The sequence below is a fragment of the Acidimicrobiia bacterium genome (assembly GCA_040880805.1).
Classification (GTDB): Bacteria; Actinomycetota; Acidimicrobiia; order IMCC26256; family DASPTH01; genus DASPTH01.
Genome location: JBBDHW010000059.1, coordinates 1 through 16,368 on the forward strand (window position 1 = coordinate 1; position 16,368 = coordinate 16,368).

Annotated in this window: 14 protein-coding genes and 2 pseudogenes; 9 read left to right on the forward strand and 7 right to left on the reverse strand. The window is 65.2% G+C overall.

Translation table 11 applies throughout. From position 1 onward, the window contains the following. Positions 1 to 289 precede the first annotated feature (289 nt). Positions 290 to 1,117, forward strand: coding sequence for a GNAT family N-acetyltransferase (locus WD271_15615; GenBank protein ID MEX1009250.1), 828 nt, complete (start codon positions 290 to 292; stop codon positions 1,115 to 1,117). An 83-nt stretch (positions 1,118 to 1,200) separates the two neighbouring features. Here the strand turns inward: WD271_15615 and WD271_15620 are convergent, their stop codons facing one another. Next, on the reverse strand, positions 1,201 to 1,533 hold the full coding sequence (locus WD271_15620) for a transposase (GenBank protein ID MEX1009251.1): 333 nt from the start codon (positions 1,531 to 1,533) through the stop codon (positions 1,201 to 1,203). 116 nt (positions 1,534 to 1,649) lie between these two features. Here WD271_15620 and WD271_15625 point away from each other — a divergent pair. Then, a protein-coding gene (locus tag WD271_15625) for an IS3 family transposase (GenBank protein MEX1009252.1) occupies positions 1,650 to 3,061 on the forward strand; the annotation gives its coding sequence in 2 pieces (ribosomal slippage) (positions 1,650 to 1,980 and positions 1,980 to 3,061; 1,413 coding nt in all). 293 nt (positions 3,062 to 3,354) lie between these two features. On the opposite strand, the pseudogene WD271_15630 reads toward WD271_15625, so the two are convergent. Then, positions 3,355 to 3,894, reverse strand: a pseudogene (locus WD271_15630) (transposase). 347 nt (positions 3,895 to 4,241) lie between these two features. Between WD271_15630 and WD271_15635 the strand changes: the two are divergent. Further along, positions 4,242 to 5,087 (forward strand): hypothetical protein, encoded by an 846-nt coding sequence (locus WD271_15635; protein MEX1009253.1) that lies wholly within the window; start codon positions 4,242 to 4,244, stop codon positions 5,085 to 5,087. A gap of 54 nt (positions 5,088 to 5,141) precedes the next feature. After that, positions 5,142 to 5,723 (forward strand): hypothetical protein, encoded by a 582-nt coding sequence (locus WD271_15640; GenBank protein MEX1009254.1) that lies wholly within the window; start codon positions 5,142 to 5,144, stop codon positions 5,721 to 5,723. Positions 5,724 to 5,915: 192 nt separating this feature from the next. On the opposite strand, the gene WD271_15645 is transcribed toward WD271_15640, so the two are convergent. After that, on the reverse strand, positions 5,916 to 6,869 hold the full coding sequence (locus WD271_15645) for a hypothetical protein (GenBank protein MEX1009255.1): 954 nt from the start codon (positions 6,867 to 6,869) through the stop codon (positions 5,916 to 5,918). A 502-nt stretch (positions 6,870 to 7,371) separates the two neighbouring features. Continuing rightward, entirely contained in the window at positions 7,372 to 7,722 is a 351-nt protein-coding gene (locus WD271_15650; protein ID MEX1009256.1) for a transposase, read from the reverse strand. A gap of 155 nt (positions 7,723 to 7,877) precedes the next feature. Between WD271_15650 and WD271_15655 the strand changes: the two genes are divergently transcribed. Next, positions 7,878 to 9,289, forward strand: a protein-coding gene (locus WD271_15655) for an IS3 family transposase (protein ID MEX1009257.1) whose coding sequence is annotated in 2 segments (ribosomal slippage) — positions 7,878 to 8,208 and positions 8,208 to 9,289 — 1,413 coding nt in all. Because the reading frame shifts where the segments join, the coding sequence is not laid out codon by codon here. A 260-nt stretch (positions 9,290 to 9,549) separates the two neighbouring features. Here the strand turns inward: WD271_15655 and WD271_15660 are convergent. Continuing rightward, a pseudogene (locus tag WD271_15660) lies at positions 9,550 to 9,975 on the reverse strand (transposase). A gap of 195 nt (positions 9,976 to 10,170) precedes the next feature. On the opposite strand from WD271_15660, the gene WD271_15665 reads away from it, so the two are divergent. The 4 genes from WD271_15665 to WD271_15680 all read left to right on the forward strand — a co-directional run bounded on the left by WD271_15665 (position 10,171) and on the right by WD271_15680 (position 13,493). Continuing rightward, on the forward strand, positions 10,171 to 10,509 hold the full coding sequence (locus WD271_15665; protein MEX1009258.1) for a helix-turn-helix domain-containing protein: 339 nt from the start codon (positions 10,171 to 10,173) through the stop codon (positions 10,507 to 10,509). Further along, positions 10,506 to 11,576, forward strand: a complete 1,071-nt coding sequence (locus tag WD271_15670; GenBank protein MEX1009259.1) for an integrase core domain-containing protein — start codon at positions 10,506 to 10,508, stop codon at positions 11,574 to 11,576. The genes WD271_15665 and WD271_15670 overlap by 4 nt, the downstream gene beginning before the upstream one ends. Positions 11,577 to 11,876: 300 nt before the next feature. Continuing rightward, positions 11,877 to 12,638 carry a class I SAM-dependent methyltransferase gene (locus WD271_15675; GenBank protein MEX1009260.1) on the forward strand — a complete coding sequence of 254 codons (762 nt, stop codon included), beginning with the start codon at positions 11,877 to 11,879 and terminating at the stop codon, positions 12,636 to 12,638. Between the two features lie 144 nt (positions 12,639 to 12,782). Next, entirely contained in the window at positions 12,783 to 13,493 is a 711-nt protein-coding gene (locus WD271_15680) for a methyltransferase domain-containing protein (protein MEX1009261.1), read from the forward strand. A gap of 211 nt (positions 13,494 to 13,704) precedes the next feature. Here the strand turns inward: WD271_15680 and WD271_15685 are convergent, their stop codons facing one another. Next, entirely contained in the window at positions 13,705 to 15,531 is a 1,827-nt protein-coding gene (locus WD271_15685) for an ABC transporter ATP-binding protein (GenBank protein ID MEX1009262.1), read from the reverse strand. Continuing rightward, a partial coding sequence (locus WD271_15690; GenBank protein ID MEX1009263.1) for an ATP-binding cassette domain-containing protein occupies positions 15,528 to 16,368 on the reverse strand: 841 nt, incomplete at its 5' end. The genes WD271_15685 and WD271_15690, both read right to left, overlap by 4 nt.

The following is a 16,368-nucleotide window of genomic DNA, read 5'->3' on the forward strand; positions in this document are numbered from 1 at the left end:
GACCCGCGGCCTCGCCAACACGGAAACCGCCCGCCACACGCCACTCACTCAACCCCGTTTTTCAGGTCGAAGTAGTTAGCAGGGTGCTGAAGAAGTGCGTTCTCGCCGACGGCGCGACGCTGCGACCTGCGCCTCTTCAGCGCCGAAACGCGTCCAAACCGGGTTTTTCAGCACCCTGTTAGGCGTTCGAGGACGTCGCTCAGCGGATGCAGCGAGGGGTGGGTGTCGTTATCTCGAACGCAAGACCTTTGCCGCATCGCGAGAATGTGCGGGTGGAGAACGTTGCGTGATGGAGCACGAAGCGAGCATCCGATTCACTGCTCGCCTACGGCTTGAACCCGCTGGTCCGGCCAACGCTGGTGCGCTGTGGCTCGTGCACAACGATGACGAGGTGGCTCGCTGGTATGAGGGCGGGAAGCCGAGCGCGGAGGAGGCCGCTCGGCAGGCGAGGTTCATGGGCGATTCGTGGCGGAGCCACGGGGTCCACAAATGGATCGCTTATGACCGGGTGAGCGGCGAGGTCGTCGGTGGCGGGGGTCTGTCGCGTACGCCGGTCGACGATGACTGGGGTCAGATCTATGCGCTCCTGCCGTCGGAACCGTGGGTGCGGCTGGCGCACAAGACCGATCACCCCTTCGCGGCGCATGCGCACTGGCTGGAGATCGGGTGGGCGCTGCGCCGCAAGTTCTGGGGACGCGGCTACGTGTCCGAGATTGGGCGCGCGGGGCTCGAGTTTGCATTCGCCGTCCTGGGCGTGGAGGCCGTGGTGTCGTGCACGGTTCGTCACAACCTGCGGTCCCGGGCTGTCATGGAGCGCGTCGGCATGCGGTACGCGGGTGAGATGAGGTCGTGGCGCGGTGGAAGGACTCGAAGGAGAGCAGGACGACGCGCCGTTCGCGGTGTGCGTCCTGCTAAGTCGAGATCTGAGCGGATCGCTTCGAACTCCGCCACAGAACGCGCCGACAGAACGCACTGCCGAATTCTGATGGCGCGGCGCACAGAACGAATACCTCTTTGTTGTCAAGTGGGGTCGTGGTGGGTGTGTGACGGCGCGCGAGGGTGTTCCCGGGCGCGGGGCTGGTTGTTGGTCGTAGCGTTGTGTCGGGTCCGGGAGTGACTACACCGAAGAGCGCCATCAGGGTGCGGAGCCGGCCACGCTGGCCTTAGGAGTCGTTCCCGTCTGTCCTCCCGGACCCTGCGCTATTGCTGGACGCGCTGCGCGTCGGCGATGAGGTGGCGGTAGATGACGTCGCTGATGCGACGCTTCAACGCGCGCAGCGCTTCTTTGCGGGTCTTGCCCTCGGCGACTTTGCGTTCGTAGTAGCCGCGTCCGGGACTGTGTGCGTGTCGGATCTGGGTGACCGCAGCCATGTGGATCGCGTGGTTCAGCTTGCGGTTCCCGCGACGCGAGAGCCGGTGTGTCTTGCGTCCCGCCGAGGAGAACTCGATGGGGGCGGTGCCGTTGTAGGCGGCGTAGCGAGCTTCGGTGGCGAAGCGGCACGGATCGCCGGTGTAGCCGACCCTCTGTGTCAACCTCAGCTGAGGCAGATCGGACTGCTGTTTCATTGAGCTGAGAGGGCGGGGAAGGACTCTCCCCGATGACCACGAGCATCACCGATTCGTTGGACGCGCGCGCCGATGCTGGCGCGATGGAAGACACGACTGATCCGGATCCCGAGGTGTTGGAGCGGGCGCGCGGCCCGCGCCGCTACTCGGCGAGGTACAAGGCTCGGGTCCTCGCCGAGTACGAGACGCTCGACAAGGCGGGCAAGGGAGCGTTGTTGCGACGCGAGGGCTTGTACACGTCGTTGATCACGGCGTGGCGTACACAACGCGACCGCGGTGCGCTCGAGGCGTTGGCCAAGCCGGCGGGACGAACACCAGCCGATCCTCGCGACCGTGAGATCGCGCGGTTGCGTAAGGAGAATGGACGCTTGTCGGGCGAGCTCGACAAGGCCCGCAAGGTGATCGAGGTCCAGGGAAAGCTCTCGGCGTTGTTGGAGCAACTCGCCACCGGCAGCGCAGCGGACGAGAGGGGCGAGACGCAATGATCGATGAGGCCATGGTCGAGTTGGTGCCGCTGGTCGGTGTGCGCGCCGGCTGCGCCGCGCTCGGCGAACCCCAAGCGCGTTGGTATCGCCGGCACCGCCAGAGCCCGTCACCCGAGCGGCCCGAACGCGTCCCGGCACCCCAGCCGCGGGCGCTCACCGAGGTTGAGCGTAAGGAGCTGCGGCGGGTGCTCAACTCTGAGGAACACGTCGACGAGGCACCGGCGACGGTCTACGCCAAGCTCCTCGACCAGGGCATCTACCTGGCGTCGGTGCCGACGATGTATCGGGTGCTACGCGAACACGACGAGGTACACGAACGACGACGTCACGCCACCCACCCGGCGGCCAAGAAACCCGAACTCGTCGCGGCCGGCCCGAACGCCGTGTGGTCCTACGACATCACCAAGCTGCTCGGCCCAGCCAAGTGGACCTACTACTACCTGTACGTGATCATCGACATCTTCAGCCGCTACGTTCCCGGCTGGCTCCTGGCGCGAGCCGAGCGCGCCAACCTGGTCGAGGCGCTCCTCACCGAGACCATCACCAAGCAACAGATCAGACACGGTCAGTTGACCATCCACGCCGACCGCGGATCGCCGATGACCGCGAAACCGGTCGCGTTCTTGCTCGCGGATCTCGGGGTCACCAAGTCACACTCCCGGCCCCACGTCTCGAACGACAACCCGTTCTCCGAAAGCCAGTTCCGCACCCTGAAATATCGTCCCGCGTTCCCTGAACGCTTCGGCAGCTTCGAAGACGCGCATGCGTTCTGCGGACGGTTCTTCGGTTGGTACAACGACGAGCACCGCCACTCAGGCATCGGGTTCCACACCCCCGCCGACGTCCACTACGGACGCGCCGAACTCCTACAAGCCCAGCGCGCTCACGTGCTCACCGACGCGTACGCCGAACACCCCGAACGGTTCGTGCGCAAGCCGCCGACACCGCCCGCGCTGCCCACCATCGCCTGGATCAACGAACCACAGGAGGACACCGCCACGACACAATGATTCCCCAAGAAATCTGCCTCACAAAGGTTGACACGCGCCGCGATGAGCATCGCGGCGATGACCGGTCCGACCCCGAAGATGTCGGTGAGTGTGGTTCCCGACGCGGTCACGGCGGCGGTGATGCGCCGCCGCGATTCGCGTATTTGGGTGTCGATGTGGACGAGGTCCTCGAGGAGCTCGAGCGCCATCGCGTGACGCTCAACGGCGGCAGCACCGATCGGCTGGAGGCTGTCGAGGAGCTGGGAGGCTTGTGCGACAACGATTTCTTTGGTGATCCCGCCCGGGTGGAGCTCTGCGACGAGCGCATGGAGGCGACAGCACACCTTGTTGCGCCAGCGGGCCAGATCCAGATTGCGTTTCGCGAGCACCCGCAGCACGGTCACGTGGTCCTCGGGACGCACCACCGTCAGCGCCGGTGCGCGCAACGCCGCCACCGCGACCGCACGGGCGTCGTTGGGGTCGTTCTTATCGGAACGGCCAGTTCCCAACACGCGCACCCGCGCTGCGAGCGTGGCGGGAACATCGACGACCGTCTCGCCGGCGGCCAGGAGTTGCTGCGCGAGGAGATAGCCGAGCCCCGCGGCCGACACGCACGATCCTCGAACCCTCGCGCCCACGTGAGCAGCTGTGCGCTTTGGCGTTTGCTCGCTCGTAGCTTCAACCGGGCGAGCTCGACTTCGTGGCCGTCGATCGCGACCGCCGTGTGCGTCGACTTGTGCGGGTCGATACCAATCATCACCATCACCGTGATCCTCCTTGTCGAAAATGAGAACCGCGGCGGGCACTCCTGATTGCAGATGTTCGATGTGCGTTCCTCTTTCGAGCCACACCACGGCGAGATCCCGACGGGCCAACAGCTCGTTCGTCAGCCAACCCCACCAGGGCAGCAGGCACAGAGGGAGAGTGACCCCGCCGGGACCTCTACGACGCTACGAACAACCGCAACCCCGTGCCATCACACAATCAGGCACCTCGGTCGTTGCGTACGTGAGCAACAACTCGAGTTGAGTCCTGCTCGCCGGCTACCTGGAGTCGGAGAAACAGCGGACTTGACGATCCAGCGTCGACCATTGCGCGATGGTTGTCCGGTGGAGAGCGTCCTGTGGGAGTGAGTCAGCGACACGGACTCGTCGTCAACGCCAACGAGACGCCCGTCGAGCTTCGGTTCGGCTTCTTGGGAATGGCCGGGTGGTTGGTCGCCGCGTTCCGGCTGCCGCAACTTCCCGATCAGGCTGGCGAACGTCCGAAGTGGGAAGACAACTCAAACGACTGGTCGTTTCAGCAGTGGACCGGGCGCTTGCGCGAGACGGTGTGGCTCTTCGACCTCGCAGGCCGCCGGTTGACGGAGGCGGCGTCCGCCTTGCTCCAAGAACTGGCGCTAGGCAGTTCGGACATGCAGGCCCAGCGTCCTGAGGTGCACGTCGAGCTGGCCCTGTTCCTCGACTCAGCTCTGTCGTACCTCCGCATCCAGGCCGATTGCGTCGCTCATCTTGTACCGCAGCTGTACGGCATGGAGGGGCGGAAGGCGTCAATCACGACGCGAAGCTTCCACGACCAACAGAAATGGTTCCGCGAGAAGCGCCCTGAGTTCGATCCCACCTACAAGGCAATCCTCGAGGAAGAGCGGGACTGGTTCGAATCGATACGTGGACTCGACCCGCTGCCCAGCAAACAACCCGGGATGCGCGACATGAGGACTCACACCGACGCCCGATATCAGCTTGTGGTGCACACCGACGACCACGGCATCTCATCGCTCCGTCCGGGGCTGGTCGATGCAACCGGCTACCGGTACGAAAACGTTCTCCAAGAGTTGCGGACCGCGGTTGCCGGCTACTGCCGTTTCCTCGATCACTCCCTTCAGCATTTCGAGTCGATGATCGCCGAACACCTCGATGCTGATTCGCGAAACATGTTCGAGCAAGCGATCGAGCGCCCGCTCATGCAGATCGACGGGGTGCCCTTGGAAGCCTGTGCCGGCCTCTGGCCGGCCATCGTCGAGCCGCGACCGGGCATACACGCATAGCCACGAGTGCAACAAGGTCCAAGCCGCGACCGAACGGGAACTTAGGGTGACCGAGTGGCACAGGATCTCGCACAGTTCGTTCGGACCCATCTGACGCACGAGCTTGAATACATGCTCGTAGCAGCTACGACTTGGTGCGCATGCCATCCTGATACGCGCGAAGCCTGGCCGAAGCATCTCGTTGCCACCGCGGAATACGGCGCGTTCGTGCATCAGCGTGCTCTCTTCGAGCTCTTTTGCGAGCATCGCGAGAAGGAGGGCGCGTACCAGAGTCGCGCCAGGCTCGGTCATCTTGAGCCCTTAGCGTCGCCGCTGTACACCTCCTGGATGAAGCACCTCAACGCGGCGGTCGCCCACGTGTGGGCACGGTGGAAGGCTCCGGCGCCCGTCGGGGGAGGCGAACACCTCAAGAACAAAGTCGCCGACTTTGCGTCAGAAATCGTTCGACTGTGGCGCGCCCTTGAGCAAGGCACTCCTGATGCACAAGTCACGCACGTGCTGACGCAATCACGCGAAGCGAGCATCAAGAAGGCGCGAGCTGCTGCGATCAAGATGGGGACACCCGACCTTGACTGGTCTCTGGAAGACCCCTTCGTTGCATGGGCGGACCGGAAATGGTGGCTTGCCCTCGACTGACGACCGCCGTCCCACTGTTCAGATACAGAACCACGCACCGAACGACGAGGTCCGCGTCAAAATCGAGAGTGCAGAACGGCACGTAGGTCGCGCCCTGGTTCCGGCGTTGCTCGGCACTTCCCGCCTCGTTGATCTGTGCGCTGCTGTCCGTGGCAGAACGAGCGCCATTCAGGGCAATCGGTGCGCGTGATCTTAGGTTTGCGCGGATGCGCCCACGAGCATCCAGTCACCCCGTGATCTGTGCACAATCTCGACGAAGTGATTCCAACCGCCGGCGCGTTCTGTACTGAACTGGTACACAGTCGTACCTGCCTGCGGCCGCGTCATCACCGTGGGGGAAAGATTGCCAAACCTGCGCTGTTTCGAGCGGAGCTGACGACGGTAGGCGGTAACGATCTTTCCCGGATCGTCCGTGACGCGCAGCACAGCGACCCAGTCGTAGCTACCGGCAAAGCCATTGACAGCGGGACCGACAGGTGCCGCAGCGGTGCTGCCGGGCTCAACCTTCAGGGGCGGCGCAACGAACCCCGACAGCGCCTTATACGAATCGCCGAACAAGAAGTCGCCGGGTCGCGCGAGGCGCTCCCAGTCTCTGGGCACCGCAGGTGGCTCGGGTCCGGGCTGGGCGTCGGTCGGGAGCGTGGAGTCCAGGAACACGCCGTTCGGTTGATCGGGATCGTTGTAGACGATCGTGAGATGGGACATCGGACCGTACAAACCTGGGCCACGCATCAGGCTGAACGTCACTCTCCGGGAGTCGTTGGTCGAGTCGTCCGCGCCCATCGCGAAGCACTCGTAAATCTCGGTGCTGATGCGATTGAAGGCGCAGAGGGTCGGCGGAGGAAAATGCAGTTCCATACCAGCCGCTCTCGCTTGTCGTTGGTACGACGCCATGACCGTGCGAGGGTCACCTGTGACAAGCAGGATCGCTCGCCAGCCACGATCAATGATCGGTTCCGCTTGGTGGTACACGATGGGAATGGGAAAGACGTCACCGACCAGCGCGGTACCCGCGGCGACGGAGAATCCATTACCGAGCTTCGTCCCTACCGGTTGCAGTGCCGCCGCGTCGACCGGGATACCTCCGAACCTCGCGACGCCTCCGGACGCAGAGAGAGCGGTAAGCAATATCACGACACCGGCCACCAATGCTGACGCTCTTCGCACGCAGGGTGAGCGTACGAGCGCGGCGACACTCATCATCGTCACCTCAGCACAATGGCGGCCGCGGTACAGATCGTGCCGCCAGAACGCGCGTCGAGTCACGACATCAGCGAGTACAGATCGGCATCTCTGAAGGAGTGGGGCCGTGTCAAGGGGTCCGACGCAGAAAAGTCGTTGGGGTGGTTGGTGACGCGGGATCGGGCTGGTGAGCGTGAGGCGCGCGCGGTCGTGGCGACGCGCGCGCTGCGTGTCGTGGTGTCGGGAATTCGGTTGTGTTCAGCTCGCGAACACGCGAGGTCCGCACCAGGGTTCCCTCATGCGGTGAGGGACGGCAGGCTCGGCTGCCGAGTCATCTCTTCGCCCACTTCCGGGCGCATGGTGCGGTCCGGCCACGACCAGCAAGGGCTCAATCACATACCCCGACTCGCCAGCACGCTGGGAGTCATGCCGATACACGAGCTCGCTTGTGGTCGCGTCCGAGCGCTCACGCTGCCACGGCTTCGTTGTCGCGCAAACAGCGGATCTCGCCGTCGCGCAGGCCGTAGTAGATCAGCGTGAGGAGTTTGCGGGCCACCGCGACGCGTGCCTTGTTGGTGCCGCGCCGCTCGGCGATGCGGTAGAAGTCCGCTTTGAGTTTGGGGCCGCCCTTGTACGCGGCGACCGCTTCGAGTGCAGCCCAGCACACCAACCGGTTGCCCATCTTGGAGATCGAGCCGCGCGTCACCTTGGTGTCGGACTCGCGGTGACGGGGCGTGAGACCGGCCCAGGAACACAATGCTTCCGCGGAACGGAACCGGGAGACGTCACCGATCTCGGCGACAAAGATCGCGGCCATGGTCCGTCCGACCCCGGTGAGGGCTTCCCTCTGTGTCAACCTCAGCTGAGGCAGATCGGACTGCTGTTTCATTGAGCTGAGAGGGCGGGGAAGGACTCTCCCCGATGACCACGAGCATCACCGATTCGTTGGACGCGCGCGCCGATGCTGGCGCGATGGAAGACACGACTGATCCGGATCCCGAGGTGTTGGAGCGGGCGCGCGGCCCGCGCCGCTACTCGGCGAGGTACAAGGCTCGGGTCCTCGCCGAGTACGAGACGCTCGACAAGGCGGGCAAGGGAGCGTTGTTGCGACGCGAGGGCTTGTACACGTCGTTGATCACGGCGTGGCGTACACAACGCGACCGCGGTGCGCTCGAGGCGTTGGCCAAGCCGGCGGGACGAACACCAGCCGATCCTCGCGACCGTGAGATCGCGCGGTTGCGTAAGGAGAATGGACGCTTGTCGGGCGAGCTCGACAAGGCCCGCAAGGTGATCGAGGTCCAGGGAAAGCTCTCGGCGTTGTTGGAGCAACTCGCCACCGGCAGCGCAGCGGACGAGAGGGGCGAGACGCAATGATCGATGAGGCCATGGTCGAGTTGGTGCCGCTGGTCGGTGTGCGCGCCGGCTGCGCCGCGCTCGGCGAACCCCAAGCGCGTTGGTATCGCCGGCACCGCCAGAGCCCGTCACCCGAGCGGCCCGAACGCGTCCCGGCACCCCAGCCGCGGGCGCTCACCGAGGTTGAGCGTAAGGAGCTGCGGCGGGTGCTCAACTCTGAGGAACACGTCGACGAGGCACCGGCGACGGTCTACGCCAAGCTCCTCGACCAGGGCATCTACCTGGCGTCGGTGCCGACGATGTATCGGGTGCTACGCGAACACGACGAGGTACACGAACGACGACGTCACGCCACCCACCCGGCGGCCAAGAAACCCGAACTCGTCGCGGCCGGCCCGAACGCCGTGTGGTCCTACGACATCACCAAGCTGCTCGGCCCAGCCAAGTGGACCTACTACTACCTGTACGTGATCATCGACATCTTCAGCCGCTACGTTCCCGGCTGGCTCCTGGCGCGAGCCGAGCGCGCCAACCTGGTCGAGGCGCTCCTCACCGAGACCATCACCAAGCAACAGATCAGACACGGTCAGTTGACCATCCACGCCGACCGCGGATCGCCGATGACCGCGAAACCGGTCGCGTTCTTGCTCGCGGATCTCGGGGTCACCAAGTCACACTCCCGGCCCCACGTCTCGAACGACAACCCGTTCTCCGAAAGCCAGTTCCGCACCCTGAAATATCGTCCCGCGTTCCCTGAACGCTTCGGCAGCTTCGAAGACGCGCATGCGTTCTGCGGACGGTTCTTCGGTTGGTACAACGACGAGCACCGCCACTCAGGCATCGGGTTCCACACCCCCGCCGACGTCCACTACGGACGCGCCGAACTCCTACAAGCCCAGCGCGCTCACGTGCTCACCGACGCGTACGCCGAACACCCCGAACGGTTCGTGCGCAAGCCGCCGACACCGCCCGCGCTGCCCACCATCGCCTGGATCAACGAACCACAGGAGGACACCGCCACGACACAATGATTCCCCAAGAAATCTGCCTCACAAAGGTTGACACGCGCCGCTTGGATGGCCTGGTAGCCGCGGTCGTCGCGCAGCTGCTGGTGGATCTTGCGTTCCAACGCCACGACTTCGCGGTCGTAGACCTTGATGAGATCCCGCAGCGACTCGACCCGCACCATGTACGCGTCCGCGAGTTGCATCTCATCGAGGTGACGTTGCCCGCCCGGCCCGAACATGTCGCCCAGCGCTGGCAGCACCCCCTCTTTGGCCATCACCGCGTGCACCTGAGCCTTCAGCCCCGAGCGCAGCTGCACCAACTTCGCCCGGTAGCGCACCAGCTCGCGCAACTCCCGGACCGCCGGCGGCGCGATCCACGCCTCCGCCAATCGACCCAGCCGCAACAGATCCGCGAGATCACGCGCGTCGCGTTCGTCGTTCTTGACCCGACGGTTCCCCCAATCGTTGCCTGACGGATGCGACAGATGCACACGGAACCCCGCGTCTTGGAGCAGGTCCACTGCCCAGTACCAGCCGTACGTGGCCTCGATCACCACCTCCGCGTCCGAACCCGCCTTCGCGACCTCCTCGAGCAACACCCACGGATCGTTCGCGATCCGAACACACTCGAGCTTCTCGCCATCCGCGTCCATCGTGTAGATCACCGACCGCCGACGATGCAGATCAATACCGACGTAACGTCCACCCACAGGGGCCTCCCTTCCTCACGACGAGGACTTGGTTTGTGAAGCCCCGAGTCTCACCGACTCGGATCCTCACGGGGAGCGGAGGCCCCGCTCCTTCATCGCATCACCTATCCGTTGCGCCTGACTTCGCGCGACGAGATGCGCTGGGAATCAGACCTCATCTGGGAGGGTGTTCGGGTCTGAGCCAGAGGAGTGCTCATGTCCGATCCCAAGCCTGTGGTGTCGAGGAGACCGAAGCGGTTCTTGTCGGCCGAACAGAAGTACGAGCTGTGGTTGAAGGTCCTCACCGGGGAGCTGACCTCCCAGCAGGCGGCGCTGGAAGCGGGCGTGGATCGCACGACGATCATGACGTTGCGCAAGGTGGCCAAGGACGGCGCGATCGCGGCGTTGCAAGCGTCGAGGCCGGGTCGACGTGGCGATGCGGCGGAGCTGACCGAGGCGGCCAGATTGCGCGCCGAGAACGCGCGGTTGGCGACCACGATCGTGGAGCTCTCGATCGAGCTCGTCGCGTTACGGGGAAAAGTCTCCTGGGGTTGAGCGGCCCGATCCCCGGCCGGGTGGACGGGGCCGTCAAGGACAAGCTGCTGGCGATCATCGAGGAGTGCTGCGCAGCAGGCTGGTCACTCGAGCGTGCGTGTCAGACGCTCCAGATCGATCGGCGGCGGGTGTGGCGCTGGCAAGCCCGCCGTGCGTTCGACACGCTCGATGACCATCGCCCGGGCGGGAACGCGATCCATGGGCTCATGCCGTCTGAGATCGACGCGATCCTGGCGCTGGCGGAGGAGTGGGGTCCGATCGACTGTTCGCATCGCAAGCTCGCACACCGCGGCTCCTACCTGGAACGGGTGTGGGTCGCGCCCTCGACGGTGCGGCGTGTTCTGGCTGCTCACGACGTGGGTCTGCCCGCTCCGCTACCGCGGCCCGCGCCACGGGAACGCGCGCCATGGCCCGAATGGGTGGAGTATCGCCCGAACCAAGTGTGGGGCTACGACGTCACCCACTTCTCGCGGTGCCGGCGCGCCCCGAACTGCTTCGCGATCATCGACTTGGTGTCCCGCAAGTGGATCGACACGCTGCTCTCAGCTGAAGAGACCGCCATCCAGACCCGCAACGTGTTCGTGCGCGCGCTCGAGCTCGAAGACCTCATCGAACTCGTCGAGGACCGCCTCGACACCGGCGAGCTCCCCGACGTCGACGACATCCCGATCCTGTTGGCGGTCTCCGACAACGGCGCGCCCATGACCGCCGATGCGACGCGGGCGTTCATGGCCCTGTGCTCCATCGCGACCCATTTCGGCCGCCCTGGTGTGCCCACCGACCAGGCACCGATCGAGAGTTTCTTCGGGCACGTCAAGAGCGAGTGGCCGCACCTCGAGACCATCACTGACCCCCAGATCCTCGGCGCCGAACTCGAACGCGTCCGGATCGAGTACAACAGCGTTCGCTTGCATGCCGCGATCGGATACGTCACCCCCGACGACGAACACCAAGGACGCGGTGAGGCGATCCGCGCCGCGCGCCGAGCCGGCCTCGAACGCGCCGACCAAGCCCGCCGCACCTACCACCGACACAACCGAAACCGTCGCCCGGAGACCCGCTCATGATGTGGTCTGAAAAACCCGAGATCCGTCGCGCGAAGTCAGAAACGCCTCACCTACGCGCCGGGTGCGCGCGCTGGGTAGTGCGATGCTCTCGACTGGCACACCGTGAACGCAGTTCACGGACGGTCCTATGTGGCGTCTGTGTCAATTCATGGGCCTGCGTCCGACGCGTGTCCGAAACGCCGGCGCCCAGTGGCGGAGGTCGGCTTGTGGGGAAATCCGTTTGCCGCGATTGATGCTCGGGTGAGAGCCTCGTGCATCCTCGAGGCGAAAAGGGCCTTCTTGGCGGTGTACCCGGCGGACTTGACTGATTGGTTGGCTGACGAGCGCATTGTCGATCGCGGCTTTGCTCATGCGTGGCGATCGAGGGTCGGCGACGCGAACGGCGAGGTGTTCTTCGAGCAGTTGGTGCTCGATCACCTCGACTCGGACAGGGTCGTGCTCGATGTCGGGTGCGGCCACGGCGGTTTCGCGATTTCCCTCGCCGAACGTTGCGAGACCATCGTTGGTGTCGATCGCGACGGCGCCGCGATCGGATTGGCGCGCGAGCTCGCGGCTGAACGTGGCGTCGAGAACGCCACGTTCGTAGTCGCCGCGCTCGATGGCTCGGCCGCGCTACCCGGCGAGGATGCCTCCGTCGACGTGTTCGTGGACCGCAGGGGCCCGACGCTCGACAAGTGGCTCGGGGAAGCGTGCCGGCTGGCTGCACCCAAGGCGGTGATCGTGGGAATGCATCCAACCGGTACCGCGGGTGCGGTGCCGGAATGGAACCGCGAGCTTCCCGATCAGCTGCGCTTGACCGCGTTCTCCTATGAGCAGGTGCGCAGCTGGGTCGAGCAGCCGATCGCAGAATCGCCAGCGGTGCTGGACAGCTGCTGGTGGTTCGATGTCCCGGAATGGTTCGACGACCCGCGTGAACTCCACGCACGCTTGGCCGGTCGCCGTCACCCCACCCTGCCCTTCTACGCGGTCTCGGCGACACTCGAGCAGATCTTCGCTCGTCACTCCGGATCGCTCGGCCTCGAGATCCGGCACTGCCGCCTTGTCTGGCGAGTGTCACTCTGAGGTCGCGTCTGTCGGACCTCGAAGAGCATCGTGATGGGTGGGCGATCATCGTGGGTCGACGGACGATTGAGCTTGGCTGAAGGTGTCCTCCAGGCACCGTGGCGCGTCCTCACCGCAGCGAGTAATTGAGTAAAACTTGGGTTGGTGAGTTACGACTCGATCGCTGCGCGCTACGACGAGTTTGTGGATGGCTCGTTCATCCACCAGGTCGCGGTGCCATCGGTGCTGGATCTCTGTGTGCCCGGCGGCCGGGTGCTCGACGTCGCGTGTGGGCAGGGTGTGCTGACGCGCGCGCTGGCGGCTCGCTACACGACCGTTGTCGGTGTGGACTTTTCAGCCGCGCTGGTCCAGATCGCCGAAGCGCAAGAGCCACATCTATCTTCGGATCTCAGCTATGTCGTGGACGACGCACGAATGCTCGACACGATCGATAGCAACTCGTTCGACGGTGCGACGATCTGCCTGGCGACGACCGACTTCGACGACCTCGACCAAGTCCTCGGGGCGGTCGCGCGAGTCTTGGTGCCGGGCGGCTGGCTGGTGATCGCGGCGTTGCATCCATGCTTCGAGCCGCCGTGGTCAACGACCGACGAACGCGACGGGCACCTGGTGAAGGTGCTCGGTAACTACTTTCAGGAAGGCCGATGGTGGCCGGACAATCCTGACAGCCTGCTTCGTGACATCGGCAGGTACCACCGGACACTCAGCACATTGCTCAATACGGTCCTCGACTCTGGGTTCGCACTCGAGCGGTTCGAGGAACCGCGCCCTGACCACGCGGTCGCTTTCGCAGCGCCCATTTACGCCGAGGTTGCTGAAGTACTTGCCCTCCGTGCTCGCCAGCTCAAGGAGTAGGGCAACACTAGAGAGCCCCCGCGCCCGAACACGCATACAGAACACCGCTTGTACCGGTGGGATTTGCGCGACAGATCGGCACGTCTGGCAGCGCGTGTGCCCGGCACCTCCGAGGTGCGACTGGCGTGGTCGCCGGGCTGTTCCGGTGGCCACGAGCCTGATGCCCCCGTGGGATCTGGTGTCCGCGCGCGCTGCGCTGGTGCAGACGGTGTCAGGTGTATGCGGCGGCTTGTTGTTGGTACATGTGCGCGTAGTGGCCGTCGGCGGCGAGGAGGCCTTCGTGGGTGCCGATCTCGGTGAGTGTGCCGTGGTGGAGTACGACGATGAGGTCGGCCATGCGGACGGAGGAGAACCGGTGTGAGACGAGCAGCACGACGCCGCCGTCCGCGCGTACCTGGCGGGACGTGCTGGCGTAGCGGTTGTAGAGCGCTTGTTCGGCGGAGGGATCGAGGGCTGCGGTGGGTTCGTCGAGGATGAGCAGGAGCGGGGTGATGCGCATCATTCCCCGCGCGATGGCGACGCGTTGCCATTGTCCGCCGGAGAGTTCGATGCCGTCTTCGTAGGTCTTGCCGAGTTGGGTGGCGAGCCCTTGGGGCCAACGCTCGGGAAGGCGCCGGGAGTCTGCTCGCTCGAGGGCGGCAACGACGCGCTCGTTGTCGTCCATCCAGGGTGGGTCGCCGAGCCCGACGCTTCGGTTGGCTGTGGTTTCGAGGTGGAGGTAGTCCTGGAAGCTGCCGGCGAGGCACGTCCGCCACTCGACCGGGTCGACGGAGGCGAGATCAAAGTCGTCGATGGTGACGCGACCATGGGTCGGGTTGTAGAAGCGGCAGAGGAGTTTGACGAGTGTGGTCTTGCCGGCGCCGTTCTCGCCGACGAGCGCGACGGTCGAGCCGGCGGGAAGTTCGAATGTGAGGTCGTTGAGTACCGGCGTGTCGGTGCCGGGGTAGGCGAAGGTGACGTGGTCGAAGCTGATCCCGTTGGTGATGCGCGTGGGAGGCGGGTGTGATCCCGCGAAGGCGGCCGTCTGTTCGGCTGCCAGATCTTGGAGCCAGAGGAACCGGTCGGTGAGCCGCATCGCGGCGACGGACTGGCGGACCGAGGTGGTTGTCTGGGCAACGTTGCCACGGAGTTGCAACGCTAGTTGCGAGACGAGGAGCACATCTCCGGGCGAGGCGGTGCCGGCTGCCGCGTCGAGCGCGACGACGGCGAGCGCCCCGACGTATCCGATGGCGAGGATCGCCCATCCTGTCGATGACACCAGGGAGGCCTTGAGAGCTCCGAGGAACTTGATGTGGGCGACGTCGTGCCAGAGTTGATCGGCGCGTGCGTCGAGAGCGGCACCACAGTCGAAGACGCGCATCTCCATGGCTGCGGCCTGGTCGGAGAACAACCGGTGGAGGTGGTCGGAGGCTCGGGCGCGCTCGGCGGCAATGACCGCCGCCTGCTCAACCTGAGCTTGGGCCCGCGGGGTAAAGAGCACGGACGGCACGGCGAAGATCGGTACGAGCACGAGGACGGGATTGACGGTCGCGAGCAGCCACACCCCGATGGCGATACGCGCCGCGAGCGAGATCAGGTCCGTCACCGCGAACACCGACCGTACGAGGTTGTCACCGGCGCGGTTGACCAGTCTGAGTTGGTCGAGATAGTCGGGTCGCTCGAGGTGTTCGAGACCGGGCATCGTGGCCGCGGCGTTGAGGGTGTCACCTTCGATCTCCGCGCCGATCCGAGTCGCGATCCAGTCTTGGAGATTCATGTAGACGCGACCCGCGGCGCCGAGCACGCCAGCCGCGAGTCCGCCGACCACCGCCGCGACCGTCGCGAACGTCCAGCGACCCTCGATCGCGCCGTTGACCATCCACTTGAGCGCCAAGCTCTGCGCCGCGCCGGCGACCGTCAGGAACGCGATGAGCACGACCATCACCACGAGGAAGCGTCGGTCGGCACGCGCAAGGAGCGCTCGGAGGGTCGCAAGCCGTCGACGCATCGGCGCCTTCGGGACAAAGTCATCGGTTGCAGCGGTTGCCTCGGTACTCACCGGTTAGGGTCCTGGCGCGGTGACGCATCCGGCATCACGAAACGGTCGGCCTGCAGCCGGTAGAGGCGCGCGTACACACCGTCAAGGGCGAGCAGCGAGTCGTGACCGCCGTCTTCGATGACACCCCCATCGGCGAGTACGACGATGCGTGCTGCCCTCCGCACGGTCGAGTAGCGATGCGAGATCACGATCGCGGTCATGCCGCGGGCGTGCTCGAGGAGTTGGTCGAACAGTTCGGTTTCGGCGTGGACATCCAGGTTCGCGGTGGGTTCGTCGAGCACGAGGACCTGTGCGCCACGCCGTGCCGCGAACAGCGCGCGCGCGAGCGCGACGCGCTGCCACTGCCCGCCCGACAGCTCCGCTCCACCCGTGTAGTTCCGAGACAACATCGAGTCCCAGCCCGACGGCAGCGTCTCGATGATCTCAGACGCGCCGGCCGCCTGGGCGGCCGCTCGGGCATCCTCGTCAACGCCAGGCTCGTCGAGACCCGCGAGCGCGATGTTGTCTCGGGCGGAGAGCTCGAAGTGCACGAAATCCTGAAAGATGACGCCGAGCCGTCGCCGCCACGCGACCAGGTCCAGCTCGTCCAGATCGATGCCGTCAATCAGGACACGACCCGCGCTCGGCCGATAGAACCCCGCCAGCAGCTTGATCAGAGTGGTCTTTCCGACACCGTTCTCACCCACAATCGCAACCGACTCACCCGGCTCGACCACCAGGTTCAAGTTCATGAACACGTCGTCGTCACGGCCCGGATACCGAAACGACACGTCCTCGAACCGAATCGCTGGCACCCTGGTCTCGCGGCCCCGTTTGCCCCCCCCCCCCGCCGCTTCT